This is a genomic window from Thermus thermophilus HB8 (assembly GCF_000091545.1).
GTDB lineage: Bacteria > Deinococcota > Deinococci > Deinococcales > Thermaceae > Thermus > Thermus thermophilus.
In genome coordinates, this window is sequence record NC_006461.1 from 803,706 (window position 1) to 819,923 (window position 16,218).

General features: G+C 69.6%; 20 protein-coding genes. 9 read left to right on the top strand and 11 right to left on the bottom strand.

What is annotated here, in order from left to right:
• Nucleotides 1–82 precede the first annotated feature (82 nt).
• The 3 genes from pdo to TTH_RS04340 are packed head-to-tail and all read left to right on the top strand — an operon-like array spanning nucleotide 83 to nucleotide 1,978.
• Nucleotides 83–772 (top strand): protein disulfide oxidoreductase, encoded by a 690-nt coding sequence (gene pdo, locus TTH_RS04330; RefSeq protein WP_011228234.1) that lies wholly within the window; start codon nucleotides 83–85, stop codon nucleotides 770–772.
• A 1-nt stretch (nucleotide 773) separates the two neighbouring features.
• A complete protein-coding gene (locus TTH_RS04335; protein WP_011228235.1) occupies nucleotides 774–1,187 on the top strand; it encodes a rhodanese-like domain-containing protein in 414 nt (137 codons plus the stop codon).
• Nucleotides 1,187–1,978, top strand: coding sequence for a TlpA disulfide reductase family protein (locus tag TTH_RS04340; protein WP_011172934.1), 792 nt, complete (start codon nucleotides 1,187–1,189; stop codon nucleotides 1,976–1,978). The genes TTH_RS04335 and TTH_RS04340 overlap by 1 nt, the downstream gene beginning before the upstream one ends.
• Here TTH_RS04340 and TTH_RS04345 read toward each other — a convergent pair.
• The 7 genes from TTH_RS04345 to TTH_RS04375 form a co-directional block, all read right to left on the bottom strand.
• Nucleotides 1,975–3,345: a SpoVR family protein gene (locus tag TTH_RS04345; protein WP_011228236.1), complete on the bottom strand. Its 1,371-nt coding sequence runs from the start codon at nucleotides 3,343–3,345 to the stop codon at nucleotides 1,975–1,977. The genes TTH_RS04340 and TTH_RS04345 overlap by 4 nt on opposite strands.
• 1 nt (nucleotide 3,346) lies before the next feature.
• Nucleotides 3,347–4,402 (bottom strand): DUF444 family protein, encoded by a 1,056-nt coding sequence (locus TTH_RS04350; RefSeq protein ID WP_011228237.1) that lies wholly within the window; start codon nucleotides 4,400–4,402, stop codon nucleotides 3,347–3,349.
• Nucleotide 4,403: 1 nt separating this feature from the next.
• On the bottom strand, nucleotides 4,404–6,410 hold the full coding sequence (locus tag TTH_RS04355; protein ID WP_011228238.1) for a PrkA family serine protein kinase: 2,007 nt from the start codon (nucleotides 6,408–6,410) through the stop codon (nucleotides 4,404–4,406).
• A gap of 111 nt (nucleotides 6,411–6,521) precedes the next feature.
• Nucleotides 6,522–7,070: a CPBP family intramembrane glutamic endopeptidase gene (locus tag TTH_RS04360; RefSeq protein WP_011228239.1), complete on the bottom strand. Its 549-nt coding sequence runs from the start codon at nucleotides 7,068–7,070 to the stop codon at nucleotides 6,522–6,524.
• On the bottom strand, nucleotides 7,067–7,345 hold the full coding sequence (locus TTH_RS04365) for an Lrp/AsnC family transcriptional regulator (protein WP_011228240.1): 279 nt from the start codon (nucleotides 7,343–7,345) through the stop codon (nucleotides 7,067–7,069). The genes TTH_RS04360 and TTH_RS04365 overlap by 4 nt, the downstream gene beginning before the upstream one ends.
• Nucleotides 7,342–8,088, bottom strand: a complete 747-nt coding sequence (locus tag TTH_RS04370; protein WP_011228241.1) for an MBL fold metallo-hydrolase — start codon at nucleotides 8,086–8,088, stop codon at nucleotides 7,342–7,344. Before TTH_RS04370 ends, TTH_RS04365 begins: the two co-directional genes overlap by 4 nt.
• 15 nt (nucleotides 8,089–8,103) lie before the next feature.
• Complete coding sequence (locus tag TTH_RS04375; RefSeq protein ID WP_011228242.1) at nucleotides 8,104–8,790, bottom strand: metallophosphoesterase; 687 nt, start codon at nucleotides 8,788–8,790, stop codon at nucleotides 8,104–8,106.
• Between the two features lie 17 nt (nucleotides 8,791–8,807).
• Between TTH_RS04375 and recX the strand changes: the two genes are divergently transcribed.
• The 6 genes from recX to TTH_RS04405 all read left to right on the top strand — a co-directional run bounded on the left by recX (nucleotide 8,808) and on the right by TTH_RS04405 (nucleotide 12,647).
• Nucleotides 8,808–9,236: a recombination regulator RecX gene (gene recX, locus TTH_RS04380; RefSeq protein WP_011228243.1), complete on the top strand. Its 429-nt coding sequence runs from the start codon at nucleotides 8,808–8,810 to the stop codon at nucleotides 9,234–9,236.
• Between the two features lie 3 nt (nucleotides 9,237–9,239).
• Nucleotides 9,240–9,683, top strand: a complete 444-nt coding sequence (locus TTH_RS04385) for a type II toxin-antitoxin system RatA family toxin (protein ID WP_011172943.1) — start codon at nucleotides 9,240–9,242, stop codon at nucleotides 9,681–9,683.
• 82 nt (nucleotides 9,684–9,765) lie between these two features.
• Nucleotides 9,766–10,038 (top strand): stage V sporulation protein S, encoded by a 273-nt coding sequence (locus TTH_RS04390; protein WP_008630673.1) that lies wholly within the window; start codon nucleotides 9,766–9,768, stop codon nucleotides 10,036–10,038.
• Nucleotides 10,035–11,231, top strand: coding sequence for a ribosomal RNA small subunit methyltransferase B (locus tag TTH_RS04395; protein ID WP_011228244.1), 1,197 nt, complete (start codon nucleotides 10,035–10,037; stop codon nucleotides 11,229–11,231). Before TTH_RS04390 ends, TTH_RS04395 begins: the two co-directional genes overlap by 4 nt.
• The gene (proC, locus tag TTH_RS04400; protein ID WP_011228245.1) at nucleotides 11,228–12,013 is read left to right on the top strand and encodes a pyrroline-5-carboxylate reductase; all 786 of its coding nucleotides are present in this window, start codon (nucleotides 11,228–11,230) and stop codon (nucleotides 12,011–12,013) included. Before TTH_RS04395 ends, proC begins: the two co-directional genes overlap by 4 nt.
• A gap of 100 nt (nucleotides 12,014–12,113) precedes the next feature.
• Nucleotides 12,114–12,647, top strand: coding sequence for a hypothetical protein (locus TTH_RS04405; RefSeq protein WP_164926046.1), 534 nt, complete (start codon nucleotides 12,114–12,116; stop codon nucleotides 12,645–12,647).
• On the opposite strand, the gene TTH_RS04410 is transcribed toward TTH_RS04405, so the two are convergent.
• From TTH_RS04410 to TTH_RS04425, 4 genes are read right to left on the bottom strand one after another with little or no spacing between them, the layout of a single operon-like run.
• Nucleotides 12,634–13,263, bottom strand: a complete 630-nt coding sequence (locus TTH_RS04410) for a glycosyltransferase family 2 protein (RefSeq protein WP_011172947.1) — start codon at nucleotides 13,261–13,263, stop codon at nucleotides 12,634–12,636. The genes TTH_RS04405 and TTH_RS04410 overlap by 14 nt on opposite strands.
• 1 nt (nucleotide 13,264) lies before the next feature.
• Nucleotides 13,265–14,275, bottom strand: a complete 1,011-nt coding sequence (locus TTH_RS04415) for a M50 family metallopeptidase (protein ID WP_011228247.1) — start codon at nucleotides 14,273–14,275, stop codon at nucleotides 13,265–13,267.
• Nucleotides 14,272–15,375 carry a 1-deoxy-D-xylulose-5-phosphate reductoisomerase gene (dxr, locus tag TTH_RS04420; RefSeq protein ID WP_011228248.1) on the bottom strand — a complete coding sequence of 368 codons (1,104 nt, stop codon included), beginning with the start codon at nucleotides 15,373–15,375 and terminating at the stop codon, nucleotides 14,272–14,274. The genes TTH_RS04415 and dxr overlap by 4 nt, the downstream gene beginning before the upstream one ends.
• Entirely contained in the window at nucleotides 15,372–16,196 is an 825-nt protein-coding gene (locus TTH_RS04425) for a phosphatidate cytidylyltransferase (RefSeq protein WP_011172950.1), read from the bottom strand. The genes dxr and TTH_RS04425 overlap by 4 nt, the downstream gene beginning before the upstream one ends.
• Between the last annotated feature and the right edge of the window lie 22 nt (nucleotides 16,197–16,218).

A 16,218-nucleotide genomic window follows, 5' to 3' on the forward strand; every position in this document is an offset into this window, starting at 1 on the left:
AAGTGCGCTCTTTCCTCGGGGCTCTTTATCTGGTATAGTTAGGGCCTGGACGTACCCCTACCGGGGTATTCCGGAGGTGAACATGGCGCTTTTGGGACCCAAAGAGCAAGAGATCGTGCGGGAAAGGCTGGCCAACCTCACCCGGGACGTGGAGATGGTGCTCTTCACCGACTCCTCCACCTTGATCGCCCCGGGGAAGGAGCCCTGCCTCTACTGCAAGGAGACGAAGCAGCTTCTGGAGGAGCTTTCCGCCCTCTCCGACAAGCTCCACCTGGTGGTCTACGACCTGGCCACCCCCGAGGGGAGGGAGAAGGCCGGGGCCTACAAGGTGGAGGCCGCGCCCACCCTTATCCTTCGCGAGAAGGGTTCGGAGGCCATCAACCTCCGTTACCGGGGGATCCCCGCGGGCTACGAGTTCGCGAGCCTCCTCGAGGACATCGAGATGCTGGGCCGGGATGGGCACGGCCTCCCTGAGAACGTGGTCCAGGAGCTCAACGACCTCCCCGAGGAGGTGGTCCTCCAGGTCTTCGTCACCCCCACCTGCCCCTACTGCCCGCAGGCGGTGCGCACCGCCCACCGCCTGGCCTACGCCTCCCCCAAGGTGTGGGGCGAGATGATTGAGGCCAACGAGTTCCCCGCCCTCTCCGACCGCTACCGCATCCACGGCGTGCCGGACACCATCATCAACCACGGCAAGGAGCGCGTCCTCGGGGCCCAGCCCCTCTCCCAGTTCCTCCAGGCCATCCGGAAGGCCGTGGGGGTCCGGGCCTAGCATGACCCGCCGCGCCCTCTTCGGCCCCAAGGTCGCTCCGCTGATCCAGGCGGCCTCGCTGACCCTCGCCCTCCTCCTCTTCCTCGCCGCCTGCGGCCCCAAGGGAAGCTACGAGAACGTGGGCCCCGAGGAGCTCTACGAGGCCTTGGCCGCCGGGGCGGTGGTGGTGGACGTGAGGACCCCGGGGGAGTTCGCCCAGGGCCACGTCCCCGGGGCCATTAACCTCCCCGTGGAGGAGGTGGCCCGGTGGGCGGACCGGATCCCCAAGGACCGGCCCGTCTACCTCTACTGCCGTAGCGGCAACCGGAGCCGAAAGGCGGCGGAGTACCTGGCGCGGAAGGGCTACACGAACCTCTACAACGTGGAGGGCGGGGTGCTGGCCATAGCGCGGGCGGGGTATCCCCTGGTCCGGTGATGGACGCCCTTCAGGTGGGCCCCTTGGCCATCCCCTGGGTGAGGGTGCAGGTGGCCTTGGCCCTCCTCGCCCTGGTGGGGGTGGCGGAGCTTTTTGCCCGCCGGGTGGACCGGAGGCTTTCCTCCTGGGGCCAGGGCGCCGTTTTTGTGGGCCTTCTGGGGGCCAGGCTTGGCTTTGTCTTGGAGAACGCGTCGGTTTACGCCAAGGACCCCCTCGCCGTTCTCTACGTCTGGCAGGGGGGGTTTGACCCCTGGTGGGGTATCTTGGCTGGAGGAGGGTATACGCTCATGGCCTTGCCCAAACACCTCTGGCGCTACGCCCTGGGGGCGGCCCTGGCCGCGGCCCTGGTGGCGGGGGTCTTCCTCGTCCGCAAGGCCCCGGCCCAGGAGGCGCGCCTCCCCGACCTAACCCTCACGACCCTTGGGGGGACGGAGGTACGCCTCAGCGATTTCCGGGGGAAGCCCCTGGTCCTCAACGCCTGGGCCACCTGGTGCCCCCCCTGCCGCCGGGAGCTCCCCATGATGGTGCGCCTCGCTCAGGAGAACCCGGAGGTGCGCTTCGCCTTTGTAAGCCAGGGGGAAGGCCCCCTGGTGGTGAAAAACTTTTTGGAGGAAAGGGGCCTTTCTCCCGAGTGGGTTCTTCTGGACCCCGAGACCCGGCTTGCCCAGGCCTTGGGCATCCAGGGGCTTCCCACCACCTTCTTCTTTGACCGGGAGGGGCGGCTCGTGGCCCGGCACCTGGGGGAGCTTTCCGAGGCCCTGCTTTTGGGCTACCTCCGGGTCCTCCGCTAGGCGCCGGCGGAAAGGAGGGTTTCCTTCCCGCCCACCACCGTTTTGAGGTGGACGGGCCTGCCCCAGAGGCGGTGGAGGTTCTCCAGCACCGCCTTGGTCTTCCTCAGGTCCAGCTCCACCCCCTCATAAGCGTGGGCGAGGAGAAGCTCCCCGCGGTTTTGGTAGTTGGCGTCCACGAGCTCCACGATGGGGTAGCCCAGGTTGGTGAGGCGGAAGAGGAGGGCCTTTTTGGCCTCCGCGAAGCGGGGCAGGTCCTCGAGGGCAAAGAGGCCCCGCCTTAGGGCGAACTCCGGGGTGAGGAACTCCTCCAGGAAGTTGAGGTCGGTGTAGACCGTGCGCACCTGGAAGAGCTTCTTCCGGCCTTCCCCCGTGGGCCGCTCGTAGCGGAGCCTTTCCCCCAGGGGCAAGGCCTCGTACTCGGGGCCGAAGCGCCCCTTGTCCCAGCGCTCCTCCACCTCCATGAGGAGGTGGTAGCCCAGGCGGTAAGGGTTCAGGCCGTGGGGGGCGAGGAGGTTCGCCTGCATCTCGGCGAACTCCAGGGCCTCCTCCGGGGTGAGGAGGGGGAGGAGGAGCCGCGTGTGCCAGTAGGTGGCCCAACCCTCGTTCAGGATCTTGGTGGCGGCCTGGGGGGCGAAGTAGAGGCTCTCCTCCCGGACGATCTCCAGGATCCCCTTCTGCCAGGGGGCGAGGGGGGCGTGGCGGGCCAAAAAGCCCAGGATGTCCCGGGTGGGCCTCGGGGGGAGGGGCTCGGGGCTTGCCCCCTCCTCCGCCTCTTTGGGGAAGGCGGGGGGCGGGTTCACGTAGGGGTCCAGGTAGGGGCGCACGGGGAGGCGCTTGGGGGCCTCCTCCTCTTTCTGGGCGGGCCTCTGGATGTAAGGGGCGTGGGGGTCAATGAGGTTTTCCAGGGAAAGGGCGAGGTCTAGGAACTCCTCCACGCTCCTCGCCCCGTGCCGCTCCATGGCCCGCTCCACGTAGGCGGCGTGGTGGGCCATCTCCGCGAGCATGTCCTTGGGGATGGGCTTGAAGGCGAGGTTGTTCTGGAAGAAGTCGGCGTGGGCGTAGACATGGGCGACGACGAGCTTCTGGGCGAGGAGGGGGTTGCCCCTGAGGAGGTAGGCCTGCACGGGGACGGTGTTCACCACGAGCTCGTAGATGCGGGCGAGGCCGTAGCGGTAGGTCTCCCGGTAGTGCAGGTAGGCGCTCCCCCAGCGCCAGTGGGGGTAGCGGCGGGGAAAGCCCCCGTAGGCGGCGAGCATGGCCATCTCCTCGGGGCCCACCTCCTGGAAGGCCACGGGGGGAAAGGAAAGCCCCTCGGCCTCCGCCCGCTCCCTGAGGCGCTCCACCCAGTGGGCGAGTTCCCGCTCCATTTCAACCTCCGAGAAGCCGCTTCAAGGCCACGGGCAGGTCCTCCCGGCCCCGCACCGCGGCGAGGGCGACCCCCTCCCTGCCTCCCAGGGCCTCCTGCACCTCCTCCAGGAAGTGCCCCTGGCCGTAGGGGCTCTCCACCTGGGCGTACCCGTAGAGGGCGAGGGAGGGGAGGAGGCGCCTTAGGGCCTCGAGGGCCAAGGGCGTGTCCCCCTGCCAGTTCTCCCCGTCGGAGAAGTGGAAGAGGTAGCGGTTGTAGAAGGCCTCGGGGTAGGCCTTGAGGATCTCTTCCGCCAGGAGGAGGGCGCTGGAGATCCGCGTTCCCCCGCCCTCCCGGGCCTTGAAGAACTCCTCCTCGGGGACCTCCCAGGCCTCGGCGTCGTGGAGGAGGTAGCGCCTTTCCAGCCTGGGAAAGTGCCGCTTGATCCAGAGGGTGATCCAGAAGGAGAGGGTCTTGACGAGCTTAAGCTCCTCTTCCCGCATGCTCCCGGAGACGTCCAGGGCGAAGAGGACCACCGCCTGGGCGTGGGGGATGGGCTTTCGCCTCGGGGCCTTGTAGCGCAGGTCCTCCCGCTCGGGGACGAGGAGGGGGTCTTCGGGGCGGTACTCCCCGCTTTGCAGGGCCCTCTTCAGGCTCTCCTTGAGGGTGCGGCGCACGTGGCGGAGCCCCCTCGGCCCCTTGCGGGCGATGGTGGTGTGGCGCAGGGCCTCCTCCGTGACCTCCCCCTCCCCCTTGGGCCTTAGGCGGGGAAGCCTCAGGGCCTCCCCCACGAGGTCCAAAAACTCCTCCAGCTCCAGCTCGGCCACCGGAATGTGCCCCCCCGGGCCCAAGGCCTCCTCCCCGGGCCCCCCGAGGCCCAGGCCTTCCCCTAGGGGCTCCCCGTGGACGATCTTGGGGATCTCCAGCTGGGGCAGGGGGATGGAGACGAGGCGGCCTTCCACCTGGCCGAAGAGCTCCTCCCGGGTGAGGAACTCCCGCACGCGCTTCTTCACCTCCCCCCGCACGATCTCCTTGAAGCGGAGGAGGTCGCGCTCAATGGGCAGGATCCCCTCGGGCATCCTAGCTCCGGGCGAAGAGGGAGGCGGCGAACTCCAAGACGCCGCTCGCGCAGTGCTCGCAGTAGCCGTAGTCCCGGATGAGCCGGGCCTTGACCACGTCAATCTTGGCCTGGGTCTCCGGGTCCACCACCCCCGAGACCAGGGCGGAAAGCCTTATGGTGTCCTTCTGGTCGTCAAAGAGCTTGAGCTCCAGGGCGCGGCGCAGGCGGTCGTTGTCCTTGTAGGTGAAGGGCTTCCCCTCGAGGGCCAAGGCGCCGATGTAGTTCATGATCTCCCGGCGGAAGTCGTCCTTGCGGGACTCGGGGATGTCAATCCGCTCCTCAATGGAGCGCATGAGGCGCTCGTTGGGGGGCTCGGGGGCGCCGGTGTAGGGGTTTTTCACCTTCTCCCCGAGGACGTAGGCCTTCACGTGGTCAATGTAGTTGTGGAAGAGGCGGTTTAAGGCCTCCTCGTCCGCGGCGATGGCCCGCTGCACCTCGTTCTTGACGATCTCGGCGTACTCCGCCTTCACCTCCTGGAGGAGGGCCCGGTAGCGCTCCCGTGTCCTCTCGTCGGAGATGAGGGAGTGGTGCTTGAGGCCTTCCTCCAGCTCGTTCATCACCATGAAGGGGTTGATGCAGGGCTCTTCGCTGGTGACGAGGACGTTGGAGATCTTGTCCTGGATGTACCGGGGGCTGATCCCCTCGAGGCCCTCCCGCTTGGCCTCCCCCATGAGCTCCCTCACCGCCTCCTCCGTCCAGCCGGGGAGGAGCTTGCCGTCGTAGAGCTTGAGCTTCTGCATGAGGGTGAGGCCCGCCCGCTTCGGGGGCTCGAGGCGGGTGAGCACGGCCCAGGTGGCGGCCATCTCCAGGGTGTGGGGGGCGATGTGCTTGCCCCGCACCTTGGCGAAGTCCCTCTGGTAGATCCTCACCTCGTCGGAGACCCGGAGGATGTAGGGGACGTCAATCTTGATGGTGCGGTCCCGCAGGGCCTCCATGTACTCGTTGGCCTGGAGTTTTCTGTATTCAGGCTCATTTGTGTGGCCCAGCACAATTTCGTCTATGTCCGTCTGGGCGAACTTCTTGGACTTGATCTTGTGCTCTTGGCTTGCGGTGAGGAGATCGTAGAGGAAGGCCACGTCCAGCTTGAGGATCTCAATGAACTCCACGATCCCCCGGTTGGCGATGTTGAGCTCCCCGTCAAAGTTGAAGGCCCGGGGGTCGGAGTCCGAGCCGTAGAGGGCCACCTTGCGGTAGTTGATGTCCCCGGTGAGCTCGGTGGAGTCCTGGTTCTTCTCGTCCTTGGGCTGGAAGGTGCCGATGCCCACGCGGTCCTTTTCCGAGAGGACCAGGCGCTTCACCACCACCTCGTGTTCCAGGAGGGCGGCGAGGTCGCCCTCGTACTTCCTCAGACCCTCCCGCATCTGGAAGCGGCACACGGGGCAGAGGTCCCCTTCCACCTCGAGGGGGTAGGGGTAGTCGGGGTGGAGGGCCCTGAGCTCCTCCAGAAAGGCCTCCCGGAGGTCCTGGGGCAGGAGGTGGAGGGGTTCCTCGTGCATGGGGCAGGGGAGGGGGCCTTCCTCCGTCTTCCAGTAGAAGGTGAAGAGCTTGCCCTCCTCGGTGCGGCTGTAGGCCTCGAGGCCCTTCTTGAGAAGCCTGGCGATGGTGCTCTTGGCCGAGCCCACGGGGCCGTGGAGAAGGAGGATGCGCCGTTCGGGGCCTAGGCGGTGGGCGGCCGCCTTGAGGGTGGCCACCAGGCGCATCAGGGGCTTGTCCAGGCCGAAGACGGCGTCCTTTCCCCCCTCAAAGGGGTCGTCAAAGAAGCGGTAGTGGAGGAGCTTCTCCTTGAAGCGGGTGTACTCCTCCACCCCGTGGGCGAGGATCATGTCGTGGACCCTCTGGAAGCTGGTCCTTAGGGGCCTAGGGTCCTCCTTGAGGAGGCGGAGGTAGTCGGCGAAGGACCCTTCCCAGTTGAGGGCCCGGTAGGCCTTTAGGTCCTGTCCACGCCGGACGAAATCCAGCTCGCTCATGGAAGCCCTCCTTCATACCGGGCCTGGGATAGGGTAGGGGTTTGCGCCCATTGTAGCACGGGGAGGGCGGGGATTGTGGGCCTTTACCCTTGACTTTGGGGAAGGTTTTTGCTAGCGCTCCCGCCAGAGCCCGTAGAAGCTCTTGGCGTTGTGGAGGAAGTGGGCGAGGACGCCCGGGACGAGGCTTCCCGTGTAGAGGTAGGCGAGGCCAAAGAGGAGGCCCGCCAAGGCGGTGTAAAGGGGGTAGGCGTAGGCCCGCAAGGGGGCGGGGTGGAGGAGGGCGAAGAGGAGGGCCTGGGCCAGGAGGCCAAGGCCCCCGAGCCACGCCACGAGGAGGCTTTGGAGAAACCCCCGGAAGAAGACCTCCTCCCCCAAGGCGGCGGCGAGGGCGAGGGCGAGGAGAAAAGGGGGCCTTGCCCCCGAGCGCCTAAGGGCCAGGGCGAGGTCGCGGTGCAGGGCCTCGGCCTCGCGGAAGGAGGCGGGGAAGAGGCGGCGGAAGAGGGCCTCGAGGCCCTGGAGGGCGAGGAGGAGGACCAAAGCCCAAAACCCCGCCCCGCCCGCTTCCCGGGCGAGGGGGAGGCCAAGCCAGAGCATCCCGCCCCCGCCCACGAGGAGGAGCCCCCCTTGGAGGGCGAGGAGGAAGAGGAAGGGGGACTTCACCCCTGCCCCAGGGCGAAGCCCTGGTCCAAAAGCCGCCTGGGGTAGGCGCGGAAGGCCAGGAGGGTTTCCGTCCGCTCCACCCCTTCCAGGGAGAGGATCCCCTGGGTCACCACGTCGTCCAGCTCCTCCACGTCCTTCAGGCGCACCAGGGCCACGAGGTCGTAGGGCCCCGTCACCGAGTAGACCTCGGCCACCTGGGGCAGCTCGGCGATGGCCTCCCCCAGGGCCTGGACGCGGTTCCCCCGGGGCCGGATGAGGACGAAGGCGGTGATCATGGCTCCATCATAAGGGCCTCCACGAAGGCGAGGCGGCTCATCTCCCCGCCGGAGAGGAGGGCCAAGGGGCTTTCCCCCCCGAAGAGGCGCCGGAGGGCCTCTTTGGGGGTGAGGCCTCGGGCCTTGAGGCGGAGGGCCTCCTCCCGCTTCCCCTCCAGGAAGTCCAGCTTGGCCTGAAGGGCCTCCAGGGGGGCTTGGAGGGGCCCCGCGTGGGCGCAGTAGAAGGCGCGGGGCTTTAGGGCGAGGGCCCTCCGGAGGCTTTGGAGGAGGGCCTGGAGGTCAAACCCCGGGGTGGCGAGGCTCGCCCGCACCCCCAGGAAGAGGTCCCCCCCGAAGAAAAGACCGGCCTCGGGGTCGTAGAGGGCCACGTGGTCGGGGGCGTGGCCCGGGGTGGGGAGGAGGTGGAGGGGGCCCACCCGCTCGGCCGCCTCCACCTGTGCGGGGCGGGGGCTTCCCCAGACCAGGCGGCGGTAGAGGCGGAGGGGCTTGGGGGCGGCGACCAGGGCGGCCGTCAGGGCGCTTCCGTAGACGGGGAGGCCGAGCCGGGAGGCCCCCCCGGCGTGGTCCTCGTGGGCGTGGGTGAGGAGGGCGGCCTCGGGGGCGAAGGGGCGGGCCTTAGGGGGGCCCGTGTCCACCAGGAGCCCCCGGTAGCGGTACACGTAGACCCCGTACCCCACCCGCCGTCCCAGGGGCGTGGCCAGGTAGAGGGCCTCCACCCCGTGCCCCACGGGCCGCCAAGGCATGTACTGAGTATAACCTCAGTCCGCTTCCAGAACCAGCTTGGGCCGGAAGCGGAGGGCGTCCGCCGCCACCAGGTGGAGGGGGATGCCCCGGTAGCTTTGCGGCAGCTTGGCGGGGTCGGCCCCGTGGAGGTGGCCGTAGACGATGGCCTGGGGGTGGGCCCCTGCGGCGAGCTCCAGGAGGGGCGAGGCCTCCCCCCCGGGGCCGAAGGGGGGGAAGTGGAAGGCCACCACCAGGTGGCGGTAGGGCTGGCCCTCGAGGGCCTTCAGGGAGAGCTTCAGGCGCTCCACCTCCCGGGCGAAGACCTTCTCGTCCTCCGGCGTCTGGGGCGGGTACTGCCAGCCCCGCGTCCCGGCCACCGCCACCCCGTCCACCACCAGGGCGTCGTTTTGGAGGGCGTACATCCCCGGGGGCAGGGCGGCCCGGAGGCGGCTGATGGAGGGCCACCAGTAGTCGTGGTTGCCCTTGAGGAGGACCTTCCTCCCGGGCAGGCGGGCGAGGTCCAAGAGGTCCGGGATCGCCTCGGAGAGGCGCATGGCCCAGGAGATGTCCCCGGGGACCACCACCAGGTCCTCCTCGCCCACCACCTCCCGCCACCCCCGGAAGAAGGCCTCCGGGTGCCCTTCCCAGCCCGCTCCGAAGACGGTCATGGGCTTGGGGTGGACCCGGGAGAGGTGGGGGTCGGCGATGGCGTAGACGCGCATGGCCCTAAGATTATCCCATGGGGAGCGAGGCTTTGGCGTACGCCCTCCGCCTTCTCGCCCGCAAGGGGTACAGCCGGGCGGTCCTGAGGGCGAAGCTTGCCGCCCGCTTCGGCGAGGCGGAGGCCGAGGCGGCCCTCGGGCGCCTGGAGGCCATGGGCTACCTGGACGACCGGGCCTACGCCCGCGCCTTCGTGGAGACCCGGGCCCGGCGGTACGGCCCGAGGAAGCTTAGGGCCCTTCTCCTCGCCCGGGGGGTGCCGGAGGAGGTGGTGGAGGAGGTCCTGCCCGAGGCCCGGGTGGAGGAGGCCTTGGCGGTCCTCCGCCGCTACCGCCACCGGGAAGACAAGGCCCGGGCGGTCCGCTTCCTCGAGGGGCGGGGCTTTCCCCTGGGGGTGGCCCTGGAGGCCTGGCGGCTTGCCCAGGAGGAGGGGGAAGGGTATAAGTAGGCCATGCCCGAGGTACGCGCCGAGCGCTACATCCCGGCCCCGCCCGAGCGGGTTTACCGGCTCGCCAAGGACCTGGAGGGGCTCAAGCCCTACCTGAAGGAGGTGGAGAGCCTCGAGGTGGTGGCCCGGGAAGGCGCCCGCACGAGGAGCCGGTGGGTGGCGGTGGCCATGGGGAAGAAGGTCCGCTGGCTGGAGGAGGAGGAGTGGGACGACGAGAACCTCAGGAACCGCTTCTTCTCCCCCGAGGGGGACTTTGACCGCTACGAGGGCACCTGGGTCTTCCTCCCGGAAGGGGAGGGGACCCGGGTGGTCCTCACCCTCACCTACGAGCTCACCATCCCCATCTTCGGCGGGCTTTTGCGGAAGCTCGTGCAGAAGCTCATGCAGGAGAACGTGGAAAGCCTCCTCAAGGGACTGGAGGAGCGGGTCCTGGCCGCTTCCTCTTGAACCGGGAGGGCCTCTGCTCTAGGATGGACCTGAGCCGCCCCAAGACGCTTTGAGGGTGGCCGGGAGCTCATAGGAGGTCAAAGTGGAAACGCTGCGCGTCTCTTCCAAGTCCCGCCCCAACTCCGTGGCCGGCGCCATCGCGGCGCTTCTCCGCACCAAGGGCGAGGTGGAGGTCCAGGCCATCGGGCCCCAGGCGGTGAACCAGGCGGTGAAGGCCATCGCCATCGCCCGGGGCTACATCGCCCCCGACAACCTGGACCTGGTGGTGAAGCCCGCCTTCGTCAAGCTGGAGCTGGAGAACGAGGAGCGGACCGCCCTGAAGTTCAGCATCAAGGCCCACCCCCTGGAAACTTGAGGGCCGGGACGCCTCGAGCCCTGGCGGTGGCCGTCCTCCTCGAGGTGGATCGGGGAGGGCGGGCCCAGCTTCTCCTGGACCGCGCCCTGAGGCGGTCCCCCTGGCCCGAGCGGGACCGGGCCTACGCCACCTTCCTGGTCTACGGGGCCCTCCGCCGCCTCCGCCTTCTGGACCACCTCCTCGCCCCCCTCTTGCCCCGGCCCGAGGGCCTGCCCCCCGAGGTGCGCTGGATCCTCCGCCTGGGGGCCCTGGAGTGGCTTGAGGGCAAGCCGGACCACGCCCGGGTGAGCCCCTGGGTGGAGGAGGCGAAGCGCCGCTACCCGGGCCTCGCCGGGCTGGTGAACGCCGTTTTGCGGCGTCTTGCCCCTAGGGAGGCCCCGGAGTGCGTGCGCCTTTCCCTCCCCGACTGGCTCTGCGAGGCCTGGCGGGGCTTCTTCGGGGACGTGGCCTTCGCCGAGGGCTTCAACGAGCCCGCCCCCCTCTTCGTCACCGCCTACCGGGAGGTGGACCTAAGGCCCGGCCCCGTCCCCGGGAGCTACCTTTGGGAAGGCCCCAAGACCGACTTTTCCGCCCTCGGCCTCCAGCCGCAAAACCCCGCCTCCCTCTTCGCGGCCAAGCTCCTCGAGGCCCGCCCTGGGGAGCGGGTGCTGGACCTCTGCGGCGGGGCCGGGCTCAAGGCCTTCTACCTCGCCGCCCAGGGGGCGGAGGTGGTCTCCTACGACCTAAACCGCAGGCGGCAGGAGGCGGGGGCGAGGACGGCGCGGCGGCTTGGCCTTTGGGTCCACTACCGCACCCAGGACCTGACCCGGCCCGTGCCCGAGCGGGCGAAGAAGGTCCTCCTGGACGCCCCCTGCACCGGGACCGGCACCTTCCGCGCCCACCCCGAGCTCCGCTACCGCCTAAGCCCCGAGGACCCTGCCCGCATGGCCGCCCTCCAGCTCCAGCTCCTGGAGACGGCGGCCCAGGCCACGGAGGAAGGGGGGGTTCTCGTCTACAGCGTCTGCACCCTGACGGAGGAGGAGGGGGAAGGGGTGGTGCGGGCCTTCCTGGCGCGCCACCCTGAGTTCCGCCCCGAGCCCGTCCAACCCCCCTTCCCCGTCCTCGCCCGGGGGCTTGGGGTCTACGTGGACCCGAGGGGAGGGCTGGACGGCTTCTACTACGCCAAGCTGCGGAGGGTAAACTCTCAGGCATGAGGCTGGCCTTCGTGGGTCTCGGCAAGATGGGCCGGAGCATCCTCAAGGGGGCTCTGGAGCGGGGCTTCTTGCGCCCGGAGGAGGTGGGGGTCTTGGGGCGGACGCCCGAGCGGAGCCGGGAGCTCGCCGAGCCTTTCGGCGTCCGCCCCTTGACGCGGGCGGACCTGGGCATGGCCGAGCGCGTCCTGATCGCGGTCCAGCCCCGGGACTTCCCCGCCCTGGCCCCGGAGATCGCCCACCACCGCCTGGGCTACATCTCCATCATGGCGGGGATCTCCACCTCGGTCCTCGCCCGCAGGCTGGACAACCGCCGCGTGGTCCGGGCCATGCCCAACCTGGCGGTGGCCATCGGGGAGAGCTCCACCGCCCTCACCGCCCTAAAGGAGGCCAGGGAGGCGGAAGACCTCGCCTTCGCCCGGGCCCTTTTCGCCACGGTGGGGGACGTGTACGAGATCCCCGAGCACCTCTTTGACGCCTTCACCGGCATGTCCGCCTCCGCCCCCGCCTATTTGGCGGTGGTGGCCGAGGCCTTGGCGGACGCGGGGGTGAAGATGGGCATGCCCCGGGCCCTGGCCCTCCGCCTCGCCGCGGACGCCCTGGCGGCCACGGGGGAGCTTCTCAAGGGCAGGCACCCCGCCCAGGTCAAGGACGAGGTGGCGAGCCCGGGGGGAACCACCATCCACGGCCTCCACGCCCTCGAGGCCCGGGCGGTGCGGGCGGCCTTTTACGAGGCGGTGGAGGCGGCCACCCAGAGGGGGCACGAGCTCGGCGAGTCGGAGTGAGGCCACCCCATGCGGGCTTGCGCCCGCATGGGGGCCCCGGCAGAAGGCTTGGGTGGGGATTTTGGGCGGCAGGAGGGCGAACAAAGCGGGAAAGAAGGGTATGGGGGTGGTGGCGCGGCTTCTCGGCCTTGGCCTCCTCCTCGGCCTGGCCTGGGCCCAGATCCTCCCCTCTGAGGGGGGGCTTTACGTCTACAGCGACGGCACGGTCCAGGCGCTCGAGGCGGTGGAAGGAGGGTACCGCCTCGCCTACCGGCGGGACGGGAAGGTCTTCCGCGAGGACCGGCTCCGCTTCGGCGCAGAGGGGATCTACTTGGAAGGGGTCGCGCTCCCCGAGGGGTTCTTCCCCTTCGCCCCGCCCTTGCTCCTCTACCCGAAGAGGCTTGTCCCGGGCGCTTTTTGGTCGGGGAACGCCCGCTTCCAGGAGCAGCGGGTGGCCCTGGCGGTCCGGGTGGAGGGGGTGGAGGGGGTTAGGGTGCCCGCGGGGCGCTTCAACGCCTACCGCCTGCGGGTGGCCTTCACCACGGAGCGGGGCGGGGCCGACGTGAAGCTCCTCTACCTCGTCCCCGGCCTCGGCGTGGTGGCCTTCCAGGCGGGGGAGGGCCTCGTGGGCCTCGTCCGCTTCAGCGCGCCCTGAGCCGGTAGCGCAGGATCTCCCAGTACATGCGGAGCCGGTGGCCGAGCCCGGCGAGAACCCCCCGCTTCTCCTCCTTCATCACCTGGCTCACCCCCTCCATGGGCACGTACACCACGGGCCAGCCCGCCCGCTTGGCGTGCCGGGTGAGGAGGAGCTCCAGATCGTAGCGGGCCCTTTCCAGGCCGGGCACGCTCCTCAGGTCCTCCAGGCGGAGGGCCCTTTGGCCCGAGAGAAAGGGGGTGAGGCGCATGGCCAGGTCCGTGGAGGCCCGCCCTCCCCGGAAGACCCCCACGGCCATCCGGGCCTCCCCCTCCTTAAGAGGCTTAAGCAGGGCGAAGAGGTGCTCCGGGCGGAGCCCGAGGAGGTCGGCGTCCAGGAGGAGGACGAAGGGGGTCCGCACCGCCTTGAGCCCCTCGGCGATGGCCCCGCCCTTCCCCCGGTTTTCCTTTAGCCGCACCACCTCGGCCCCGGCCTCCAGGGCCCTTCGGGCGGTTTCGTCCTTGGAGCCGTCGTCCGCCACCACCACGGGAAACCCCGCTTCCCGGGCCACCCGCACCACCCGGCCCACGGTGGCCTCCTCGTTGAAGGCGGGGATCAGGACCGTGGCCTCCGCCACTTCACCCTCCGAGAAGCCGCCTCAGGTCCTGGAAGGTGACCAGGAGGAGAAGGAGAAGGAGGAAGAGGAAGCCCAGGTAGTGGACGGTGGCCTCCTGCTCGGGCCGGAGGCGGAGGAAGCGGCCGAGGAAGAGGAGGAGGATGCGGCCGCCGTCCAAGGCGGGGATGGGGAGGAGGTTGAAGAGGGCGAGGGAGAGGTTGATGGCGGCGGCGAGCTCCACCAGGCGGAAAAGCCCCTCCTGGGCCGCCCGCCCCGTCTCCGCCAGGATGCCCACGGGACCGAGGACGCCGCTATCGGGGTTCCCCGCGAGGACGCCGAGAAGCCCCCCCACCAGGGCCTGGACGAGGGCGGGCCCGAAGGCGAGGGTCCGCCCCGCGGCGAGGCCGAGCCCCTCCAGGAAGCCCACCCTGCGGTAGGCCACCTCCGGCTGGTAGACCACCCCCAGGCGCTCCATCCCCTCCTCCCAGGTGAGGGAGAGGGTCACCTCCTCCCCCTGGCGGAGCACGGCCAGGGTGTGGGCGCCCGGGGTTTTGAGCCGCTCAATCTCCTGGGGCCTTTCCAAAGGCTTCCCGTCCACGGCGAGGAGGATGTCCCCCGGTTTGAGCCCCGCCTCCTCGGCCACGCTCCCCGGCAGGACCTCGAGGATCACCGCCCGGCCCGTGGCCTCGGGCACCCCCTGGGCGCTGAAGAGGTAGGCGAGGAGGCCCCAGGCGAGGAGGACGTTCATGGCCACCCCCGCCACCAGGACGAGGAGCTTCCCCAGGAAGGGGAGGGCGTCGTACCCCCTCCCCTTTTCCTCGGGGAGGAGGCCCTCGATGTCGGCGTACCCCCCTAGGGGGATGGCGGAAAGCCGCCACTCCGTTCCCCAGGCCTCCCTTCGCCAAAGGACCGGGCCGAAGCCGACGCTGAAGGCCTTGACCCGTACCCCTTGAAGCCTCGCCGCCAGGTAGTGACCGAGCTCGTGGACGAAGACGCTGACGCCGATGATGACCAGAAACCAGAACAGGCTCATGCCCACCTCTTGGCCTCCTCCCGGGCCCAGGCGTCCACGGCGAAGAGGCTCTCCCATGTTAGAGGCTCTATAGGGGTGGCTTCCAGCACCCGGGCCAGGATCTCGGGGATGCGGGGGAAGGGGATTTTCCCCTGGAGGAAGGCCTCCACCGCCACCTCGTCGGCGGCGGAGACGGCCACCTGGGCCAAGCCCCCCCGCCTTCCCGCCTCGTAGGCCACGGCGAGGGCGGGAAAGCGCTTGAGGTCGGGCTCTAAGAATTCCAGCACCCCGGGGATGGGGAGGTCCTTCAGGGGGGTTTCCGCCCGCTCGGGGTAGGTGAGGGCGTACTGGATGAAAAGGCGCATGTCCGTGGGGCCGAGCTGGGCCTTGAGGCTTCCGTCCACGAAGCGCACCAGGCCGTGGACGTAGGCCTGGGGATGGATGAGGACCTTGATCCTCTCCAGGGGGAAGCGGAAGAGCTCCTTGGCCTCCAGGACCTCGAGGCCCTTGTTGAAGAGGGTGGCGGAGTCCACGGTGACCTTGGGGCCCATCCGCCAGCGGGGGTGGCGGAGGGCCATCTCCGGGGTCACCTGGGCGAGGTCCTCAGGCTCCCTGAGGAAAGGCCCCCCGCTCGCCGTGAGGATGAGCTCGGCCACGTCCTCCCGCCTCTCCCCGAGGAGGGCTTGGAAGAGGGCGGAGTGCTCCGAGTCCACGGGGAGGATCTCGGCCCCGTGGGCTTCCGCCTCCCGCCACAAAAGAGGCCCCGCCGCCACCATGGCCTCCTTGTTGGCGAGGGCCACCCGCTTCCCGGTCCGCACCGCCGCCCGGGTAGGGGCGAGCCCGGCGAGGCCAGGGATGGCGGCCACGGCCACCTCCGCCTCCAGGGCGGCCACCTCCTCGGCCGTGGCGAGCCTAAGCCCGGGGAAGCGGGCCTTGAGCTCCTTGTGGAGGCTTTCCTCCGCCGCCACCAGGCGGGGCTTCCAGAGGGCGATCTGCCGGGAGAGGGCCTCGAGGTTTTTCCCGGCGGCGAGGCCCACCACCTCGTAACCCCTCAGGCGGCAGACCTCGAGGGCCTGCTGGCCGATGGAACCCGTGGATCCGAGGACGACGACCCGCTTCATGTGAAGAGCACCACCAGGAAGTACGTGAGGGGGAAGGCGAAGAGGAGGCTGTCTATCCGGTCCAGAAGGCCTCCGTGCCCGGGGAGGAAGTTCCCTGAGTCCTTCACCCCGGCGAAGCGCTTCAGCATGGACTCGGCGAGGTCCCCGAGCTGGGCCCCCAGGGAGAGGAGGAGGCTGAAAAGCCAAAGCTCCAAAAGCCCGAAGGGGAAGACCTCGCGCACGAGCCCAGTGTAGACCACCAGGGCGAGGAAGCTCACCGCGATGCCCCCCAAGGAGCCCTCCACGGTCTTGCCCGGGCTGATCTCCGGGGCGAGCTTCCGCCTACCGAAGGCCCGCCCTATGAAGTAGGCGCCGATGTCCGTGGCGAAGCTCGCCACCAGGGGCAGGGTGAGGGTCCAAAGGCCCATGGCCGCGTCCGGGGTCTCCCTGAGGAGGAGGACGTACCCCAGGCTCCAGGGCAGGTAGAGGAAGGCCATGAGGCCGAAGGCGAAGCGGGGGAGGTTGGCCCCGAAGAGGAGCTCGTAGCTGAAGCTGGCGAGGAGGAAGAGGCCCAGGGCCACCTCCCGCCAGGGCACCTGGGGGAAGTGCCAGTAGAGCTGGGGCAAGGAGAAGAGGAAGACCAAAACCCCTCCCGCGAGCAGGAGGGGGGTGTTGAGGGCGATCCCCCTCCTCGCCAGCATCTCCGCGAGCTCCCGGGTGCCGAGCCAGTGGACGAAGAGGAGGGTGGGGAGGATGAGGGGGATGCCCCCCCAAAGGACGAGGAGGAGGAGAAGGGCCCCGGCCAGGGCGGAGAAGACGCGGGTGGGGAGGTGGTCCGTCATTCCTCCCCCTTGGGCAAGAGGG

What these genes read in the sequence shown, in the direction of transcription:
- TTH_RS04365 (WP_011228240.1), bottom strand. Translation starts at nt 7,345, where the DNA reads ATGATCACCGCCTTCGTCCTCATCCGGCCCCGGGGGAACCGCGTCCAG.
- TTH_RS04405 (WP_164926046.1), top strand. Translation starts at nt 12,114, where the DNA reads ATGGGGGTGGTGGCGCGGCTTCTCGGCCTTGGCCTCCTCCTCGGCCTG.
- TTH_RS04350 (WP_011228237.1), bottom strand. Translation starts at nt 4,402, where the DNA reads ATGCCCGAGGGGATCCTGCCCATTGAGCGCGACCTCCTCCGCTTCAAG.
- recX (WP_011228243.1), top strand. Translation starts at nt 8,808, where the DNA reads ATGGGGAGCGAGGCTTTGGCGTACGCCCTCCGCCTTCTCGCCCGCAAG.
- dxr (WP_011228248.1), bottom strand. Translation starts at nt 15,375, where the DNA reads ATGAAGCGGGTCGTCGTCCTCGGATCCACGGGTTCCATCGGCCAGCAG.
- TTH_RS04385 (WP_011172943.1), top strand. Translation starts at nt 9,240, where the DNA reads ATGCCCGAGGTACGCGCCGAGCGCTACATCCCGGCCCCGCCCGAGCGG.
- TTH_RS04425 (WP_011172950.1), bottom strand. Translation starts at nt 16,196, where the DNA reads ATGACGGACCACCTCCCCACCCGCGTCTTCTCCGCCCTGGCCGGGGCC.
- TTH_RS04415 (WP_011228247.1), bottom strand. Translation starts at nt 14,275, where the DNA reads ATGAGCCTGTTCTGGTTTCTGGTCATCATCGGCGTCAGCGTCTTCGTC.
- pdo (WP_011228234.1), top strand. Translation starts at nt 83, where the DNA reads ATGGCGCTTTTGGGACCCAAAGAGCAAGAGATCGTGCGGGAAAGGCTG.
- TTH_RS04375 (WP_011228242.1), bottom strand. Translation starts at nt 8,790, where the DNA reads ATGCGCGTCTACGCCATCGCCGACCCCCACCTCTCCCGGGTCCACCCC.
- TTH_RS04345 (WP_011228236.1), bottom strand. Translation starts at nt 3,345, where the DNA reads ATGGAGCGGGAACTCGCCCACTGGGTGGAGCGCCTCAGGGAGCGGGCG.
- TTH_RS04370 (WP_011228241.1), bottom strand. Translation starts at nt 8,088, where the DNA reads ATGCCTTGGCGGCCCGTGGGGCACGGGGTGGAGGCCCTCTACCTGGCC.
- TTH_RS04355 (WP_011228238.1), bottom strand. Translation starts at nt 6,410, where the DNA reads ATGAGCGAGCTGGATTTCGTCCGGCGTGGACAGGACCTAAAGGCCTAC.
- TTH_RS04340 (WP_011172934.1), top strand. Translation starts at nt 1,187, where the DNA reads ATGGACGCCCTTCAGGTGGGCCCCTTGGCCATCCCCTGGGTGAGGGTG.
- proC (WP_011228245.1), top strand. Translation starts at nt 11,228, where the DNA reads ATGAGGCTGGCCTTCGTGGGTCTCGGCAAGATGGGCCGGAGCATCCTC.
- TTH_RS04335 (WP_011228235.1), top strand. Translation starts at nt 774, where the DNA reads ATGACCCGCCGCGCCCTCTTCGGCCCCAAGGTCGCTCCGCTGATCCAG.